Here is a 19,032-nt window from a genome sequence, read left to right on the forward strand (position 1 = left end):
CAGTCGTGGTACCTGTCACACGTCCTCAGCACGAACGACAGTAACTGCAACTGGTGATCTCCGGACGACAATCTCGGCGACGCTTCCGAGAAGCAATCTCGTCGTCCCCGTTCGGCCGTGACTCCCCATGATAATCTGATCGACGTCGTTCTTCTCGGCGTACTCGACAATTTCACGCGACGGGTCCCCAGTAACACCGTCAGTCTCGAAATCCCCGTCGTAGTCCGTTGCTACCTCGCGGGCTGTATCGAAAATCTGTTCTTCTTCTTCGTTCGCTCGTTCGTACCACTCTTCGGAGCCGTGAATCGGTTCGTTTCGCATGTCGACCTCGGTTGCGGAACTGTATCCTGGATCAGACGGATCGAGGATGTGAAGTGCGACGATAGAGGCGGCGTCGTACTCGTCACATGCGAACTCGAGCGCCTGAATCGACAACGGCGAACCATCGATGGGAACGAGAAGGTTGCGAGCCATCGCTTACTCGTATTGCTTCCAGTGATAAAATGCTATCTGGAGGGGGGAGTCTCCGAGCGAACGCTCGTCGGTGGTATCGGCTGCTTGGAAAACGATTCGCACGATTGGGAGCAATTGCGCCAGACAGACGTCGACGTCATACAAATCGACGCTCGACGATCCGTTCGTTTCTTAGCGTATCGGTGCGTTCGGGATTTATGTCTCTTCGTGACCGACTTGAGAACGAATCGCATTCGAGTAGAGAGACTGGGTATCGAATTCACTGGTATCGGTACCGTCACGCCAGTCAATCTTGTGACCACACATCCACAGACGATGAATTACAAAGAATTTTCCGGGCAGGTTCAGCACAGACTAGAATACGCCCACTTCGGACAGGCAGTCCAAGCGACTCGAGCCGTGTTGACAACCCTCGGCGAACGGCTGTACGAAGGAAAGGCAATGGATCTCGCGAGTCCGCTGCCGATGGAAATCGATTGGTATCTGACCGAAGCCGAACACGGGCAGCGCTTCGACTATCAGGAGTTTCTCGATCGCGTCGCAAACCGCACGAATGTCGATCGATCCGATGCCAACTATCACGCCCAACAGAGAGTCCCAATCGTCGCCGAGATCGTTCCGGCGGACAACATCGAGAAAGCCGATGGACAACTCCCTGACGATTATGATCGGCTGTTCGAGCTAATCGACAAAACCGAGACGTGAGCGGAACGAATTCGGATAACTACGATACTGCGCATCGGTTGACATCGAATGATCTGCCGTCCACACCACCGGGGCCGATCGCTCGCGTACCGCGACCGAAAACCGACGCCCGTGACTGGTACGATGCGTTGAGCGACTGGTACGACATCGTCGCTGATCCGTTCGAGGCACCCGCACGATCGGTTGGACTAGACGTACTCGAGGCTACGCCGGGCGAACGCGTTCTCGACGTCGGCTGTGGCACCGGCAGTGCACTCCTTGAGCTTTCGCGGGCCGTTACTCCCGACGGCCTTGCCATCGGGCTCGACCTCGCACCCGGGATGTGTCAGACTGCGCGGGATCGGCTCACGGCGGCCGATCTCGAGCCGGACATCGTCCAGGGAGACGGGGCCACGCTTCCGTTCGCGGACGGAGTCTTTGACGCTCTCTTCGCAAGTTTTGTGCTCGAACTCTTCGACACGCCTGCGGTCCGACCGGTCCTGTCAGAGTGGAGCCGCGTGCTCGCCTCCGATGGTCGCCTTTGTATCGTCTCGCTGTCCCGACGGCGGGCCGGACCCGTGACGTGGCTGTACGAAGCAGTTCATGAACGCCTCCCGACGCACGTCGACTGCCGGCCGATCTACCTCAGGGAAACGCTGCTCGAAGCCGGGTTCGTGGTCCACGATCACCGGGAGATATCCGCCTGGGGACTTCCCGTCGAAGTCGTCCACTGTGAGATCCCGTAGCGAACGGATTGACGCGTTTCGTCGGCCAGAAATTCAGTCGAATCGTTACTGAACGCGACAGACTCGTGTTCCTGCGGACTGGTGTACGTCAGTTCCGGTGCAACCGCCGGGCAGTCGCGGTCACGGAGCACGGTCGTCAGTCAAGAGCTTGATCGGGACATACCGTCGAATCCATGAGATGTTTTGTGATGATCTCATAGTCGATCTCACGGAAGCTGACATCGATTTCGTCGTGATAGGGACGTATTGATGAAATGGAATTCCGCGGTATCTGCTGGAGTGTCACCAAAAAAGTGCTCAGGACGGTTCCCGTTCCGAGGATTTCTATCAGGTGGACGATACAATCTCATTACATCGCATTTCAATCGGATTGAGCAGTCGACAGCAGTACGCCCGTCCTCCCAAAGCGACTTGACGCCAGTAGCGTCTGTCACCTCACCAATTGTTATCCGATAGGCCATGGTACGCAGGGGTCATGGTTGACTTACGACCAAACGTCCTCTTGATCCACGCTCACGATCTCGGGCGCTACCTCGGCTGTTACGGCGTCGATATCGAAACACCTCGGATCGATTCGCTCGCTGCGGACGGTGCACTGTTCGAACGCCACTTCGCGACTGCGCCACAGTGTTCGCCGAGTCGCGGCAGCCTCATAACTGGTCGTGTCCCTCACGTCAATGGTCTCATGGGGCTCGCTCACGGCGACTGGGAACTCCACGAGGACGAACGAATCTTGCCCCAATATCTCACCGATGTCGGCTACGAAACGCACCTATTCGGGCTCCAGCATATCACACAAGATACGGATCGACTCGAGTACGATCACGTCCACTCGGAGGGGAACCTCTATCCGGGCGTCTCGCCCGCAGTTCACCAGGCGAATCGTGCCCGCAACGTTTCGGCAGTCGTCTCGTCGTTTCTCGATGCATCGGCGTACGAGGAACCGTTTTTCGCGTCGATCGGGTTCTTCGAGTGTCACCGAGTCGAGGGGGACGACGGTCGATTCGGGTTCGACGCCGAGTACTACCAGGCCGACGATCCGGACGCGGTCCGACCGCTCCCGTACCTTCCGGATCGACGAGGCGTTCGCCACGACCTCGCGGAAATGCGCGGGATGGTGTACGCCATCGACGACGCTGTCGGAACGATTCTCGACGCGCTAGCCGAGAACGGTCTCGACGAGGAGACGCTTGTGCTCTTGACGACCGAACACGGGATCGCGTTCCCGCGTGCGAAAGGAACCTGCTATGACGCGGGGATCGAAGCGGCGCTCATTATGTGCTATCCGGGGGTTATCGATGCCGATGAACGATACGACGAACTCATCAGTAATGTCGATGTCTTGCCGACGATTCTCGATCTCACCGGGATCGAGATTCCCGAGGTAGTTGACGGAAAAAGCTTTGTCAGCCTGATCACCGATCGCGACGAAACGTACGTCGAGCGGGACCGAATTTTCGCCGAGATGACCTGGCACGATATGTACAATCCGGTTCGGGCCGTTCGAACGGATCGATACAAATACGTCCGGAGCTTCTGGCATCTTCCCACCGTCTACCTGCCGACGGACGTGTTTGCCAGTGAATCCGGCCGCGAGGTCCGCGAAACCGACGGCGTCCCGCCGCGCCAGTACGAGGAGTTGTACGACCTCCACGATGCACCCCAGGAGGATGACAACGTCGTGTACGAACCCCGCTATCAGGACATTCGACAGGAACTCTCGCGGGAACTCTACGAGTGGATGGACGCGACCGACGATCCGCTCCTTGACGGTCCCGTCCTGCCAGGCGACTACGACGGTATTCAGTCGTGGCCGCACGAATCGGCGTAGCCACGGATCGGTTCCTAAAAGGGTGTCATAGAAGAGTTCGCATAGAATTGATTCCGTCCTCCCCTCCAATAAAAGTCGAGGCCAGCACAACTGCAAACTGAACGCTGATGTTATAACACCTTCTTCCCCAAACCAACATTTTGGTATCGGTCACCTTCTCTGCTCTAGAGGCGGAGTCGTCGGTGGATTCTCGTTTTAGCCGAAGCTACTCGACAGACGAATACTCACTGTTCACGTTCAGCGTCCCTGACTTCAGGACGAGGTGACGTGTCGCCCGTAGACAGAATCGTTCTGGAATAGATATGCCATGTCGTTCTCGCTTTCGATTCAGCTCTCGCTCTCGTTCTCGCGCCCCTTCGCGACCGCGAGCTCGAGAAGGAAACTCGACGATGAGACAATGTCGCCGATCCCAACCGTCCCTACAGGATCCTCGACGACTCGATTAGGACAGGCGGCGACCGTTGGAGTGTAGAGGACGCCGTCATCGGCCGTCTCGTCAAGGTGGTCCGCGAGGAGTTCGATCGCCACCCGACCCTTCGCTGACGGTTCGTACTCCAGGCCAGTCTCGAGATCGCCGGGAGACGTAATGTCACCCAACGCGGCCTTCGTCGCGGCGTTGACGGCGGCAAACTCTAGCCCGCGCTCGACCGCCTCGGAAGGAAGATACGAGTCCATCACGGAGAGGTGATACTCCATCGCATGGAGTCGGAGACAGTCGACGCCGAGTTCGGCCCGGATCGCGTCGAGCATGCGGTAGTGAGTGAGGATTTCGTCGGACTCGAACGGGGTGTCTTCCGTCGGTTCCTTGTCGACGACCTCGAGGTCAGCGTCGTCGTAGAGGAGATTGAGTTCGTGCGTGTCCGCACCGATGACGTTCGCTTCCGGGAGGATCCACTTGTAGATGCTCTCACGGAGGTCGGCATCGTGTGTCACGGCGTACTCAATGTGGACTTTCAAATCGTCCTCGCTCCCCGATCGGAGTCTCCGAATGACCTCTCGGGCGTGACGGTGTGCCTGTTCGTAGCCCTCTTCGACGTGGTCGGGCGTAAGGTTGTGGTAACCGGCCAGCAACGCCCCGTCGACGACGTCGCCGACCTGATCGACATGCGTGTCGAGGTCGCCGGCGACGAGGTCGAACTCCGGGGGCCTCGAGGCAGCGATGAACCGGGTATCTTCGATCGCCGTGACGTCAAAGAGCTCGTCGCCGGTCCTGAACTCGAACACCCAGTTGATTTTCGTTCGGTCCGTGTTGACGGCCTCCTGAATCGGTACGGAGTCCACCTCACCGTCCTCGACCATCGGGTACGCCACTGCGTCGGGATGATCGAACATCGTGAGTTGCCTGTCTGAAAGCAGGTACGTGTACGTGACCGGCGACGCTCCCAGCGAGGAGACGAGATTGGTCATGATCCCCGTCTGGCCGCCCATCTGCTGGTTGTCGGGTTCGAATTCTGCTTCAAGGATGGCCGCGAATTCGTCCGTCATCGCGACTTCGTCGCCTCGTCCAGCCGCCATCGTGTGCGTGATCGCCGTCGCAAGGTCCCGTTTCGACGCCAGTGGACTCGACGGGTGGCGTTCGCCGGGTTCTGGCGGTCGCTCGAGGAACGCCTCCACGTCCTCGTCGACCCGGACGATTGCGTCGACGTTAGCGTTGTACGCGACGAACACCGGCAGACCGTCTAGCGCTCGGATATCGGACTCTAGCTGGGCGTGATCGTCCACCATGATATGGGGTGCTCCCAGTCCCAGAGAATTAATGCTATCTTCTATAAAATCGTTTGTGGTGGGTCGGTCGCAAGATCGGATCCCGGTCCGTCGTTCCGGAGTCGAGTGCACTCAGGGGGAGCGTCGGAGATAAACCGTCGGCGCGGCTAGCGCTCGCCCGTTGCTACGCGGACCCCAGTTTCGCCCCCCTGCAACTTATTTTCGTCCGCGTGGTCAGCACGGCAGAGCGATGGGAGGAGAGACATTCATCAGGCAGTTAGTGGACGTGAGTAGCGAGGACACGGGGGCCGTCGGCGGAAAGAGCGCGAACCTCGGCGAACTCGCTGGCCTCGACGTGCCCGTGTTACCGGGATTCACGACGACGGCCGGCGCGTACGACTACTACGTCGAACGGACGGGCATCCGCGAGGAGATCGAGTCGGAACTCGCCGGGGTAGACCCCGAAAACGTCGCCGACCTACAGCAGCGCGGCGAGCGGGTGCGAGCCCTGATTTCGGATGCGGAGATGCCAGCGGAACTTGAATCTGCGATCGTCGATCAGTACGAGGAACTGGCAGACCGGATCGAGATCGACGAGCCGGACGTCGCCGTCAGGAGTTCCGCGACTGCCGAGGATCTGCCGGACGCCTCCTTCGCGGGGCAACAGGAGACGTTCCTGAACGTTTCGGGGACGACGGAACTGCTCGAATCGATCAAACACTGCTTCGCATCGCTGTTTACCGATCGGGCGATCGTCTACCGCGAGAACAACGACTTCGATCACCTCGACGTGAAACTCGCCTGTACCGTCCAGAAAATGGGGCGGGCCGATCTGGCGTCCTCGGGGGTGTTGTTCACCCTCGATCCCGACACCGGCTTCGACGAGGTCGTCGTCATCGAAGCGGCCTACGGGTTCGGCGAGCCGGTCGTCCAGGGCGTAGTCGATCCCGACAGATACGTCGTCTTCAAGCCGACTACCGGCATCGTCGAGAAGCAACTCGGCGGGAAGACCCAGCGCATGGTGCGGCGCAACGGCGGCACGAAGCTCGAGTCGGTCCCGGACGACGAACAGGATGAGTTCGCCCTTTCGGACGGCCGAATCCGAGAGCTCACGACGTACGCAACTCGCATCGAAGAGCATTTCGACGCCCCGCAGGACATCGAGTGGCTCATCGATGGACAGCTCGATGAACTGTTCGTTGTCCAGGCCCGGCCAGAGACGGTCCACGGGGCAACCGAGGGGAACGTCCTCCGAACGTACAGTCTCGAGGAAACCGACGAGGAGATCTTCGACGGGATCGCGATCGGCAACGCCGTGGCGAGTGGCCCTGTCCGCGTCCTTGAAGACCACCGCGAGATGGACCGCGTCGAGGACGGCGATGTCCTCGTCACGGAGATGACCGACCCGGACTGGGTCCCCGTGATGAAGAAGGCGAGCGCCATCGTGACCGATCGGGGCGGGAAGACGTCCCATGCGGCGATCGTCTCGCGCGAACTCGGCGTCCCCGCGATCGTTCGGACCGGCGACGCGACCGAGACGCTGATGAACGGCGACCCCGTGACGGTCGACTGTTCGACCGATGTCGGCCGGGTCTACGAGGGCGAACTCGAGTACGACGTCCGTGAGGAGGTGGTGGACGACCTCCCCGAGACCGACACCGAAGTCAAACTGATCCTCGGCGACCCTGCGCGAGCGTTCGCACTCTCGAACCTCCCCGTCGACGGCGTGGGATTGGCACGCGAGGAGTTCATCGTGACGTCCTACGTCGGCTATCACCCGCTGGAACTACTCGAGCGCGGCGAGGAGGAACGCTTCGTCGACGCGTTACGAACCGGCATCGCAAAGATCGGCGCCGCGTTCTATCCCGACGACGTCATCTTTCGGCTTAGCGACTTCAAGACCGACGAGTACCGCAACCTCGAGGGCGGCTGGAAGTACGAACCTGACGAGGACAACCCGATGATCGGCTGGCGGGGCGCCTCCCGGTACTACGACGAGGACTTCCGCGAGGCGTTCCGACTCGAGTGTGAGGCGCTGTGCCAGGTTCGCGAGGATGTTGGGCTGGACAACGTCACCGTGATGGTGCCGTTCTGTCGCACGCCCGAGGAGGGCGAACGCGTCCTCGAGTTGCTGGACGAGTACGGCCTTTCGCCGGACGAGATGGACGTATACGTGATGGCTGAACTGCCGTCGAACATCGTCCTCGCGGATCGGTTCTCGGCGCTGTTCGACGGCTTTTCCATCGGGTCGAACGACCTCACACAGCTAACGCTTGGCGTCGACCGGAACTCTGAGCAACTCGCACCCTTGTTCGACGAGACTGATGAGTCGGTCACGCGATCGATTTCCTCACTAATTGAGGAGGCCCACCGACACGACCAGCCGGTCGGGATCTGTGGCGACGCGCCGTCGACGATACCCGAATACGTCGAGTTCCTGCTCGATACGGATATCGATTCGATCTCGGTGTCGCCGGACGTCGCGGTCGAGACGTTGCTTACTGTCGCCGAACTCGAGGACGCGTGATCACGAGGACCCGATCACACGACGTCTGGAACCGTTCGTTCAGACGACACCAGGAACTAACACGAAGAATGTGTACGCAAGAACCGTCGACATCGTGGGTCCGACGATCCACATCGTGACGTACTTGATGATGGCCTCCGGTTTGAAGAGGTCGTCCGCCTCAAGGACGTCCTCAGGTTCGTCTTCTCCGATCGGCGGCACCTCGTCGAGTTCGTCCTCGGCGGTCAACGCCCCCATTACGATATCGGTGTCGGCTGTTCTGCCAGATAGCGCCTCGTGGGCAGCGACCGGTCTACTTGCACGCCCCCAGCCGAGGCCGACAATCGTGCCGACCGACGACAGCACGAGACTGATCGGGATTCCGATGGAGGAGAGGGCGGTGGTGATCGTCGCGGCCGTGAGCATGATGATCAGTGCAGCAAGAAGGGGGATGTCGCTAAGATCGCTCCCAACCGATTCCATTGTCCGACGGGCAATCGTGAACCCACCGAGACCGATCGCGACTGTCGCGATGACGATTGCCGGTTCGGCCGTCAGTGCACCTCCGCTAACGAGCGGCGCGGCGGCGTTCGGGACGTTACTTGCACCCGCACTGAAGGCCATGTAACAGCCGAGGACGACGACGGCGGTCGTGCCGACGACCTCGCGCCAGGTCGTGTTCGGGCCGAGTGCGGGCGTCGCAAACTGGCCGTCACGATTGACGGCGAAGAGCGGACCGTCCGAGTTCTCGATCTGGACGCGCTGACTGAGCCCCGAGTAGATGTACCGGCCGATGATCGCACCGATCCAGAAGGCGAAGATCGGTGTGAAGATCCACCACGAGAGGATCCACGTGATGGTTTCGTAGTTGAGCGTGTCTGTCGCCAATCCAAGTCCCGCAATCGCCCCAACGGTCGTCATCGAGGTGGGTACGGGCACGCCGAATACGTTGGCAACGAGGATACCGAGACCGATGAAAAAGAGAACGGCGACGCCGGCTGTGAGCGAAATCTCCATCGTGATGATCCCTTCGCTTAGCGTCTCCATTACGTTCCGGCCGACGGTCCAGCCGCCCAAAAAGACGAAGCCCGTCATGATGGCCGCCGCCGTCACCTTCCTGATCAATCCCGCCCCCACGGCGGGCCCCCACGCAATCCCGGTCGACGATCCGCCGATGTTGAACCCGACAAAAATAGAGATGGCGACACCGATCACCAGAAGGGACTCGACCATCGGAGGATACTGACGGTACGAAGGCTGAAATAGGTATTCTAGCGATCGGAGAACGGGCCGACTCCATTGCGGCTGTTCGATTCCCGGACACACTGGCTTCGGTTGCATGTGCGAACGGTGGCTTTCGAGTCGCTACACGGATGAAAGGTTTACCACGAGCGTCGTGGGAGGTCACATCTGGGACCATCCCGGATCTGTATGAGTACAAACCGACTAACGATTTACGCGACCGTGACACGATATCGGAGCCAAACGCCGTCTCTCGGGGGGATCTGAACCGATGAAAGCCGTCGTCCTCGCTGGCGGATACGCGACGCGGCTGTGGCCGATCACGAGACACCGACCGAAGATGTTTCTCCCACTCGGGGAAACGACAGTCATCGAGCGTATCTACGCCGAACTCGAGGGGGAAGCGCGCATCGATGAGGTCTACGTCAGTACGAACGAACGGTTCGCATCCGACTTCGAGACACAGCTGGGCGACAGCGAGTACGAGAAGCCGCGACTTTCGATCGAAGAGACCCGTGCCGAGGACGAAAAGTTTGGGGTTGTCGGCGCACTCGCTCAGCTGGTCAGGAGAGAGGATATCGACGACGATCTGCTGGTCATCGCCGGCGACAACATCTTCAACTTCTCGATCGGGGACTTTCTCGAGTACTACGATCGTCGGGACGCGCCGACGATCGCCGCCTACGACGTCGGCTCGCCGGAGCGGGCAACCGGCTACGGGGTCGTCGATCTCGAGGACAACCGCGTCGTCGACTTTCAGGAAAAGCCCGACGATCCGCCAGGGACCCGCGTTTCGATCGGCTGCTACGTGTTTCCCTCGGAGACGCTCGAGTTGCTACAGACGTACCTCGAGGAAGGCAACGACCCCGACGAGCCGGGCTGGTTCGTCCAGTGGCTCCAGTCGCGGGAGCCGACGTACGCGTACACGTTCGACGGAGCCTGGTTCGACATCGGCACGCGAGAGAGTTACCTCGACGCCGTCTCTTGGCACCTCGACGGCGACTCGCGAATTGCCGAGTCGGCGACCCTCGAGGACGCGACGGTCAGATCGAACGTACACGTCATGGCGGACGCGACACTCGTCGACACCGAGGTCGAACGGGCAGTGATCTTTCCAAACGTGCGACTGGAGGCGACGAGTGTGCGCCAATCGATCGTCGACGAGAGTGCAAGTCTCGAGGAACTCGACCTACACGACGCGATGATTGGTGCGTTCACGCAGGTTCCCGGCGGGCCGAAGAGGTGATTTCGAAGTCCACGTCACGGTGACTCGGCACTGACTGGGACACAAAAAACCGGCACGTCAGCCTGCCGAACGACGTTCTCGGTCACGCTCCCGAGAAACCACTGTCCGATACCGGTACGGCCGTGGGTCCCCATGACGATCAGATCGACGTCACGGTCGGTCGCGGCCGTGAGGATCACGTCTGCTGGTGACCCGGTCGCGATTGCCCCGGAGACGCTGACACCAGTATCGACGGCTCGCTCCCGAACTGTATCGATCGCGTCCTCGCCGCTGTGCTCGAGCGCCTGAAGGATTTCACCCGGTTCGTTCGCCTGTGGGACGCGGTTCGTGTCGACGGAGTACACAGTGTGGACCATCGACTCCAGTCGGTTCGCCAGCGCGATTCCCCAGTCGGTCGCGATCTCGGCACCGTCACTACCGTCCGTCGGCAGGAGAAACCCGTCGAACGTGATCTCGTCGATTCCGGTTGGGTCGGCGTTCGGTGGGACAGCAAGGACGGGCGTCCGAGCCGTACGGAGGACGTTCTCCGTGACGCTGCCGAGGAGGACTCTGTCTAGCCCCGTCCGGCCTTTCGTTCCCATGGCGATGAGGTCGATCTCGCGTCGCGTCGCGTACTCCCGGATCGTCTGGAACGGCGTTCCGCGCTTGACGGTGGTCGTAACCTCGAGATCCGCGTCATGAGAGCGCACCATGTCCGCGACGGTCTCGACGGCGTCTTCAGCCTCGGCCTCGAGCGACGCGTACACCGACTCCACTACGCCGGCGATCTCGTCTAGGTCGCTGCGGACGGCGACGACCGAGAGGACGTGCACATCCGCGCCGATCCGCGACGCGAGCGCAATGGCATGCTTTGCTCCCGTGAGGGCACCCTCGCTGTCGTCTGTCGGTATCAGTATCGAGTCGATAAGTCGGCTCATGGCTATCATGTCCACCCTTCACCACCGTAGCGGATAATGGTGTGGGGGTCGTAAGGTCTTGGCATACACCCCATCACCGGTTGCGATTCAGTTCGTCGGCGATCACATCGAGCAACTCCTCGAGCTGGCGAGGTAACAGGAACCGCTCTCGAACGCGCTCGCGTGCGTTATCGCCGAATCGCGTTCGACAATCATCGTCTTCGAGAAGGTCGCGGACGCGGTCGCCAGCGCCTACCGCGTCGTCCGGATCGACGAGATAACCGGTCTTTCCGTCCTCGATCTGTAGCGGGATACCGCCGACGTTCGACCCGACAACCGGCGTGCGCTTCCAGAGGGCCTCGGCGACGACCAGCCCGAACCCTTCTCGAAGCGACTTCTGGACGATGACGTCCGAATCACGCTGCAGAACGTTCACCGTCGTATCGGGTTGATCGGTCAGCACGTGGACGTTCGGATCGTCGACTGCCTCCTCGGCGACCTGTTCGTACAACTCCAGTCCCTCCGGATCGTCGCCGGCCATCCCGCCGACCAGCGCCAGTTGGAGCTCCGGAACGTCCTCGCTGGCTCGACGGTATGCCTCAAGCGTGCCGAACTGATCCTTCCATGGATCGAACCGGGAAATCTGCGTGACGAGCGGATCCTCGAACGAAAGGGGGTCCAGCCGATCGTGCTCGTCAGTGACCGTCTCCGGGCCGAGCAAGCGGTTTTTCTTCGTTATGGGATCGATTGAGGGGTAGATGATACTCGCTTCCGGCACTTCGAGATCGCCGACGTAGGCGGACCGGCTGAAAATCGCGTGGTCGACCCGACTCGCGTATTCGGAGACGAACGCGAGGTACTCGTCGATCGGGTCGGTGAGGTCGATGTGACAGCGCCAAACGATCGGGATATTCGGCATCGTTTCCGCCATGTGATCGAGCATCCCGAGCGGCTGTGGATCGTGGATCACGACGAGGTCGTACTCGCTCTCGTGACCCTCGAGTTCGAGGGCGTTTCGCTCGGTAACCGTCCGATAGGTCGCTTGCATGTCGTCAGTCAGCGACGGCCCATCCCCCTGAAGCGCATTGTGCATCGCCTTGGTCACCTCGAAGAACTCGTCAGTGGCGTCCATGACGAGCCAGTCAGTGTCGATCTCGAGGTCGTTACAGACCGGAACGATCGAGCGGAGGAGTTCAGCGACGCCGCCGCCGGTCGCCGTCGAATTGACGTGCAGGATTCGAACGTCATCTAGATCGTCGGCGAGCGACTGGAGCCGATTGAGGCGATCCTGACCCGTCACATCCGTGTACGCGTCGATCGTTCGATCCGTGAGTGATGGCGTGTGCATCGTCCTACCCGTCGTACAACGACTGACGGTATCAGTTGTGGGGGCAGCACCGTTTGACATCGACGGACGAACAGACATCTTCGTCACTGGCTAAGATGCCAGTGGAGTCGACATCCGAACGTACACCACGAGTGCAAAGGGTGATCTACCACTCGAAAGGATACCGCTGGTCGGCCGATCAATAGGAGACAGCGTCCTCCGAGAGACACGCCGCCCTCGGGCCCCTCACTGGAGTAAGCAAGGGGATTACGACTGTTTCATTCGATATTTCGGGGAATATCCTGGCATATGACGAGCCAGTAATAGTAATATTACGGGAGTACATATGTAATATATGGGGTATCACACTTCGTCTGAAAAATACTATTACTTGCTGAGATCGTATCATAGAACTAATCTAACGGTGTGGAAAGAAGGGCCGGCAGTGAGTTTTCGAGTGCTAAAAACCATCTACCCAACACTTGCCTTTTCCGTAACGAATCAGAGAGTAAAGCAAGATTCTCCCTTGCTGGACCGCCTCAAGTACAGGGTCGGCAGATTCTCACGGTGAGGGGATGATATCAATATACAGGACAATAGGCAGGATACGTCACTTCTGACCCCCACGCTCGAGGACGTCGATTCCCACGAGCGATTCGCCGGTCAGAGCGCGGACGTACGCGCCGCCAGCGATCGAGACACGTGTAAAATCTTTCTCGTCGAGATCGTACAGAACGATCGAGTGGGCCGTATCACCGCCACCGACGACGGAAAAACAGTCGGTGTCGGCGATCGTCGACAGAATCGCGACGGTTCCGTCGGCGAACCGTTCGTCTTCAAACACGCCGACAGCGCCTTTGACGTACACGGCGTCGGATGTCGAGACAAGATTGGTGTAGCGATCGATCGTCTCGGAACCGATATCAAGATATGATGTGTCTTTCACGATACCCTCCACCAAGACTTCGACTCGGTTATCGTCGTCCTCGTACGCGAGATCGGTTGGAAGGACCAGCCTGTCGCGGTGTGCCTCGAGAGTACGTTCGATCGTCTCGCTGTGGTTCGCCCACTGGTGGTCGAACAAGTCCATCCCGTCGACATCGTACCCGAGGTCGTGACCGTCGGCACGCAAGAACAACTCGCCGATGACGCCGCCCAGACAGAACTGATCGACGACATCGGCGAGTTGCTCGACGACGGGGATGGTATCTTCGGCTTTCGTCCCGCCGAGGATCATCGTCACGGTCCCATCGAATTCCCTGTCCCGAATGGCGGTATTTTCCCTGTACTCCTGTTCCATCACGCGACCAGCGTAGGCGTCTGTAACGAGTGGAAAGCCGACGATTGACGCGTGGGAACGATGTGCCGTCGCGTAGGCGTCGTTTACGTATGCGTCGAACGAGGTGGCGAGCGTTCGGACCAATTTTGTCTCAGCTTTCACGTCTGGCTCTTCTTCAGGCAGTTCCCCCTCGCACATCCGCACGTTTTCGAGCAGGAGTACGTCGCCGTGCTCGAGGTGCTCGATCGACGACAGCGCCTCGTCACCGTACGTATCAGCGACGAATTCGACGGACTGACCGAGGTGATCAGCGAGGATCGCTGCATGTTGCTCGAGGGAGACAAACGTGGCCCGACCCGGTCGGCCCTGGTGGGCGAGTAATGCAATCGCGTGGTCGTCAGCGAGTAGCTCGCGAATGGTCTCGGCGTGGCGGGCGAATCTGCGGTCGTCCTGGACGACGCCGTCCTCGACAGGAGCGTTGACGTCGATACGAACGAGTAATCGCTGTCTTGGATCGAGGTCGTCGATGGTCGGGAACGAGGTCATGGGCAAGCGTATCGAACAGTCGTCGAATCGGTACTGGAGCGGTTCACGTCAGTGGGTGATCGTCTCCGTCATGTCGATCGTCTCAGTTTCTGCGCCGACGTATCGCGCGAGATCCAGCATCTGTGTCGAGAATCCGTACTCGTTGTCGTACCAGGCAAGTATCTTGACGATATCGTTCGCGACCACCATCGCAGACTCGAGGTCGACGTAGGAGGCGAAGGGAAGCCCAATGATGTCCCGGGAGACGATTTCGTCGTCGGTGTAGCCGAGGACACCTGCGAGGCCGTCGTCGGCCGCGTCTCGAATAGCTTCGAGTAACTCGTCTCGTGTGACGTCCGCGTCGACGTTAACAGTGATATCGGTAATCGATCCGTTCGGCACGGGAACGCGCATCGCCATCCCGTCGAGTTTACCCTCGAGGTCGGGGAGTACCTCGATAGTCGAGTTCGCGGCACCGGTGGTCGTCGGCACGATGTTCTCGGCAGCTGCGCGTCCGCGGCGCCGTTTGTCCATCGGACCGTCGACGAGTCCCTGGCTCCCGGTGTAAGCGTGGACGGTCAGGAGAACACCCGAGACGATGCCGAACTCCTCGTCGAGAACCTGCAACACCGGTGCGACGGAGTTCGTCGTACACGAAGCGTTCGACACAATGTCTTCGCCGTCGTACTGCTCGTGATTGACGCCATAGACGAACATCGGGACGTGCTTCTCGCCTTTCGGTGGAGCTGAGATGATCACCTTGTCGGCACCGGCAGTCAGGTGCTGGGCAGCCTCGTCGTGAGTGCGGAACAGACCGGTTGCCTCGAAGGCGACATCGATATCCAGTTCGTCCCAGGGGAGGTCCACAGGCTCACGCTCGGTGAGCAACTCCACTTCGTGACCGCTAGCATAGAGTATGTTTCCGTCGCGAGAGACCCCAGGCAACCGGCCGTGGACCGAATCGTACCGGAATAGATACTCCATATCGTCGTCGTCCATCACGTCGTTGACAGCGACCACGTCGACTGCGTCCTCGGTTAGCGACGCACGCAGAATGCTCCGTCCTACACGTCCGAATCCGTTCAGCCCAATTCGAAGTGGCTCGTCTGCTGTTGCTTCGCTATCTGTGTGTTCCCTCATAGTCGTGTGGGCCACTGCCTGCAGTATATTTGTTTGCCCTGTCCAGTAACCCATCGTGAATATCATCGACGAGACGCCTTTGGGACGGTCGCTTGACAGCTTCGACTGATCATCGATACGGTCGTTCCCGATGAAGAGGTCGAGTAGTACTCGAGGACAGGACGATATCGCCGATTCCGGCCCGTGTATCGGCTCCGATTTTCGGAAACACCGTCGTAACTTCGGCTATTCGCCCGCGTCGAGCGTCGACTCAAGACGATCGATCAATTCGGTGTTACCGACGTGCAGGGGAATCCGGTCGTGAAGATCAGTTGGTTCGACATCGAGGAGTGATTGGGTACCATCGGAGGATCGGCCACCGGCCGTCTCGACAATGTAGCCGATCGGGTTCGCCTCGAACTGGAGTCGTAGCTTGCCGTTGGGACTATCTTCAAGGGCGGGATAGGCGAAGATGCCGCCGTGTATGAGGACCTGATTGACGTCGTTGATCATCGCCCCGCTATAGTGGAGTTCGAGTTCGGTCTCGATTTCGCTGGCGAACTCGCGGAATACATCGGTCCAGTTGGGGACGCGCCCGCCAAACCCGTAGACTCGCGGCGTCTCGGGAAGCGTGCTATTCTCAGTAACGACGCTTCGCTCACCGCCTATAATTTCGTACTCAGTCACCGTATCGTCGCGAGCACATACCATGGTGGTTATCGGACCGTAAATTACGTACCCTGCCGCGACGAGGGCAGTGCCACGGGCGGGCAAGGGTTCGTCGTAGATTCCAAACACCGTCCCGAGTGGGTTATTCGATCGGAGGTTCGACGTGCCATCGAGGGGATCGATAGCGACGGACAGAGCACCATCACCGTGATTCCCGACTGCCGTTCGTTCCTCACTCGCGTACTGTGCGACCCCATCGATTGCCGAGAGGCGTTCTGCCAGCAACTCGTCGGCATACACGTCGGCCTTGGCCTGAATCTCACCGCTCGGGTTTTCGTTCCCAGCTGTCTCTCGTCGGCCGACGAACCCCTGTCGGATGTCGCTGGTCGATCGGGCGATCGTCGCGATTATCTGATCAGTAGTTGAATCGATATCGGTCATATGCAGAGTGTAGCATCGGCGGTCTCTCCCTCGTAGATACCCTGACCACGGTCGTGATCCATCGTCAGGATCGGTATCGGTTCGTTTCGGGCGATCGTAGTGTTATGGAAGGGTACCATCCATCGAAGGTCCCACAGTTGGGTATATATCGTTGACGGTCATTTTGGTTGGGCAAACAATACATCAGCACGAATTTATCGAGGGCCACTTCGGAAGTCGGTTTCTGGCGATCGGCCACAGTCAGGTCGCGTATCCGCCGGCCAAGGCGACGGCTTCCATGGATTCAGATCACCGCGGAAGGGACGCTCGTAGTTGGTGTCGTCGTGATAACTGTGCGACTCAGTGGAACGCTCAAGGCCACCGAGATCAGTACGTGTCTCGCCGTCGATTGCTGGCCATACTCGCAGTCCTCTGTGGTGGTTCCTACCGACGGCTCCCGCGACCGCGGTAGTAAACCGTTCATCGGTATCGATGGCCTGGTTCTCATCGTCCGGTCGTCGTTCGAACGCCGTACGCTAACTCGCTGGGTCCGGTAGTGAGACCCACTATGGACTTTTCGAGCGCGTAATTTGAATCCTGCCGCCGAGCGCTGGATGAGGTTCCAGAGTTCGTCGCATACAACGCGACCAGCCGGGTCGGCGAGGAACTCGAGTCATTGCTTGAGGGGCGGCCGAACCCGCGTGCGGGACGCCATTGAGGCCGCTGGACTCGAAGCGGAAACTCGCTGCGACGAACGCGAAGGAGACACGTAGCGATCGATCGTGGACGACGGCTCGCTCCGACCTCAGGTCGATCGAAAGCAACGCGCCGGTCAAGCGCGTCGAGATCGATAATTTCGTCGTAATCGCCCAGAACGATGGATTTGTCGAGTAGCGGATCGGCAGTCGCGACCATCCACCCGTAAAGTTGCACCGAGAGGTCCAGTCGCACGTCTGATAGCACGGTTCGTCGACGACGTTGTCGTCCTCCTTTGGTGCGTCCCGGATGTCGTCCCGAGAGGCGATCGAGGCCTCTGCGTGACGTTCCCTGTTCAATCGATCGTTGCTCAGTCCGGGACACTCTTTCGGCCTGTCAGCTTGTCGGGATCGAGTCGAAAGCCGTGGAACTCGATTTCGTCCCGCGGTCGCTCGAAGATGTCGACTGTGGGAATCCGGACCGCCCACATCCCCTGTACAGCGACCGATTCGGGATGCGCATCGGCCAACTCCTCGAGGGTACCGGTCGCGACGACGCTGCGCCAGCCGTCGTCAGTTTCGGCGTACGTCACGAACGACACTGGATTTTCAATGACATCGTCTTTGCCGGTCCCCGGGGGAAACGAGAGTTGGAAGTAAAACGCCGCGTCGGCCGCGTAAAACCCATACGAGACTGGGAGCGACGCCGGAGGCTCGTCCGGCCCAGTCGCGAACGAGAGGACGCCGATCCCGCCGGTACCCAGCAAGTCGTTGCGTTCGGCTTCGGTCAGGTTCGTCCAGCGGAGTCCTGTCATCCCGTATCGCTACGCTCGCCGCGCCAAAAAATTGAGGGGTGCTATCCTCTTATATTGAGAGTTCTCGAAACCGTACCTGGCAACGTACGGCGCTCGAGCGAGCGCTACGATAGGTCGATCCCGGGGAGCAATCTATGTGTATTGACCTCGTTCCACACGGTACAGATGACGATCAACGAACTCACCGACTACGGCATGGAACGGATGACGGACGAAGAAATCGAGCAGTTTCTCGGGACCCGAAGCCTCGGTATCATCGGCTTACCGACGGGGGAGGCACCCTACTTAATCCCGATGTCGTACGGATACGACGGAGGATCGACGCTGTACTTCATCTACGTTGTCGGGTCTGAGAGTCGGAAAGCGACTCTCTCCGATCAGGCCGATACCGTCAGTTTCCTCGTCTACAGCGCCGAGACGATGTTTCATTGGCGAAGCGTCCTTGCAACGGGGTCGTTACGCCAGCTCTCGGAGGACGAGCTATCGACAGTCTCCGACGCTCAGACCCCCATCTGGCGGCCGGAACTCCTCGAGGCGGCGAGCGAAATAGAGTCGACTCGGGTCTACGAACTGACGGTCGACGAGTGGACGGGAATTCGACACGCGATCGAACCTCCGACGTTCGCCCAGCGCTCGAGTCGGGAGCAATCGAATTGACGTCCTTCCCGCGCTAAAGTTCTCGCACTTTTGCAAGCGCCCGCATCGGTCATCATCTCTCCGCAAGGCTCGAGCGTCGATCGGATGACGTGAAGAAACCGCTAACCTGGAGACTGTGCAGACCGTCTCGTCGTGGTTGTTTTACCGTTGTCAAACCGGGAGCGTTCCCGAACAGTTGCTTGTGATGCCCTATGTTA

15 protein-coding genes are annotated in these 19,032 nt (G+C 59.6%); 6 read left to right on the forward strand and 9 right to left on the reverse strand.

Annotation, left to right across the window (positions count from 1 at the left end; all coding sequences use genetic code 11):
* Positions 1-15 precede the first annotated feature (15 nt).
* On the reverse strand, positions 16-474 hold the full coding sequence (locus tag QNM96_RS21400; protein WP_283838843.1) for a universal stress protein: 459 nt from the start codon (positions 472-474) through the stop codon (positions 16-18).
* Positions 475-789: 315 nt separating this feature from the next.
* Between QNM96_RS21400 and QNM96_RS21405 the strand changes: the two genes are divergently transcribed.
* The 3 genes from QNM96_RS21405 to QNM96_RS21415 all read left to right on the forward strand — a co-directional run bounded on the left by QNM96_RS21405 (position 790) and on the right by QNM96_RS21415 (position 3,735).
* The gene (locus QNM96_RS21405) at positions 790-1,179 is read left to right on the forward strand and encodes a DUF2267 domain-containing protein (protein ID WP_283838844.1); all 390 of its coding nucleotides are present in this window, start codon (positions 790-792) and stop codon (positions 1,177-1,179) included.
* Between the two features lie 38 nt (positions 1,180-1,217).
* The gene (locus tag QNM96_RS21410; RefSeq protein WP_283838845.1) at positions 1,218-1,904 is read left to right on the forward strand and encodes a class I SAM-dependent methyltransferase; all 687 of its coding nucleotides are present in this window, start codon (positions 1,218-1,220) and stop codon (positions 1,902-1,904) included.
* A 475-nt stretch (positions 1,905-2,379) separates the two neighbouring features.
* Positions 2,380-3,735, forward strand: a complete 1,356-nt coding sequence (locus QNM96_RS21415; RefSeq protein ID WP_283838846.1) for a sulfatase — start codon at positions 2,380-2,382, stop codon at positions 3,733-3,735.
* 327 nt (positions 3,736-4,062) lie between these two features.
* Here the strand turns inward: QNM96_RS21415 and QNM96_RS21420 are convergent, their stop codons facing one another.
* Positions 4,063-5,460 carry an ADP-dependent glucokinase/phosphofructokinase gene (locus QNM96_RS21420; protein ID WP_283838847.1) on the reverse strand — a complete coding sequence of 466 codons (1,398 nt, stop codon included), beginning with the start codon at positions 5,458-5,460 and terminating at the stop codon, positions 4,063-4,065.
* Between the two features lie 229 nt (positions 5,461-5,689).
* Between QNM96_RS21420 and ppsA the strand changes: the two genes are divergently transcribed.
* Entirely contained in the window at positions 5,690-7,966 is a 2,277-nt protein-coding gene (ppsA, locus tag QNM96_RS21425) for a pyruvate, water dikinase (protein ID WP_283838848.1), read from the forward strand.
* A 39-nt stretch (positions 7,967-8,005) separates the two neighbouring features.
* On the opposite strand, the gene QNM96_RS21430 is transcribed toward ppsA, so the two are convergent.
* Positions 8,006-9,178, reverse strand: coding sequence for an anion permease (locus tag QNM96_RS21430; RefSeq protein WP_283838849.1), 1,173 nt, complete (start codon positions 9,176-9,178; stop codon positions 8,006-8,008).
* A gap of 280 nt (positions 9,179-9,458) precedes the next feature.
* On the opposite strand from QNM96_RS21430, the gene QNM96_RS21435 reads away from it, so the two are divergent.
* Positions 9,459-10,433 carry a sugar phosphate nucleotidyltransferase gene (locus QNM96_RS21435; protein ID WP_283838850.1) on the forward strand — a complete coding sequence of 325 codons (975 nt, stop codon included), beginning with the start codon at positions 9,459-9,461 and terminating at the stop codon, positions 10,431-10,433.
* 14 nt (positions 10,434-10,447) lie between these two features.
* Here the strand turns inward: QNM96_RS21435 and QNM96_RS21440 are convergent, their stop codons facing one another.
* From QNM96_RS21440 to QNM96_RS21465, 6 genes are all read right to left on the reverse strand, one after another.
* Positions 10,448-11,350: a universal stress protein gene (locus tag QNM96_RS21440; protein ID WP_283838851.1), complete on the reverse strand. Its 903-nt coding sequence runs from the start codon at positions 11,348-11,350 to the stop codon at positions 10,448-10,450.
* A 73-nt stretch (positions 11,351-11,423) separates the two neighbouring features.
* A complete protein-coding gene (locus tag QNM96_RS21445; protein ID WP_283838852.1) occupies positions 11,424-12,677 on the reverse strand; it encodes a glycosyltransferase in 1,254 nt (417 codons plus the stop codon).
* Positions 12,678-13,266: 589 nt separating this feature from the next.
* The gene (locus QNM96_RS21450; RefSeq protein WP_283838853.1) at positions 13,267-14,481 is read right to left on the reverse strand and encodes a phosphoglycerate kinase; all 1,215 of its coding nucleotides are present in this window, start codon (positions 14,479-14,481) and stop codon (positions 13,267-13,269) included.
* 48 nt (positions 14,482-14,529) lie between these two features.
* On the reverse strand, positions 14,530-15,600 hold the full coding sequence (gene gap / locus QNM96_RS21455) for a type I glyceraldehyde-3-phosphate dehydrogenase (protein WP_283838854.1): 1,071 nt from the start codon (positions 15,598-15,600) through the stop codon (positions 14,530-14,532).
* A gap of 225 nt (positions 15,601-15,825) precedes the next feature.
* On the reverse strand, positions 15,826-16,689 hold the full coding sequence (locus tag QNM96_RS21460) for a class 1 fructose-bisphosphatase (RefSeq protein WP_283838855.1): 864 nt from the start codon (positions 16,687-16,689) through the stop codon (positions 15,826-15,828).
* Positions 16,690-17,734: 1,045 nt separating this feature from the next.
* Positions 17,735-18,178: a pyridoxamine 5'-phosphate oxidase family protein gene (locus QNM96_RS21465; protein ID WP_283838856.1), complete on the reverse strand. Its 444-nt coding sequence runs from the start codon at positions 18,176-18,178 to the stop codon at positions 17,735-17,737.
* A 141-nt stretch (positions 18,179-18,319) separates the two neighbouring features.
* On the opposite strand from QNM96_RS21465, the gene QNM96_RS21470 reads away from it, so the two are divergent.
* Positions 18,320-18,835: a pyridoxamine 5'-phosphate oxidase family protein gene (locus tag QNM96_RS21470; protein WP_283838857.1), complete on the forward strand. Its 516-nt coding sequence runs from the start codon at positions 18,320-18,322 to the stop codon at positions 18,833-18,835.
* Positions 18,836-19,032: the final 197 nt, after the last annotated feature.

Origin of the sequence: Halostagnicola sp. A-GB9-2 (genome assembly GCF_030068615.1) — an archaeon.
GTDB lineage: Archaea > Halobacteriota > Halobacteria > Halobacteriales > Natrialbaceae > Halostagnicola.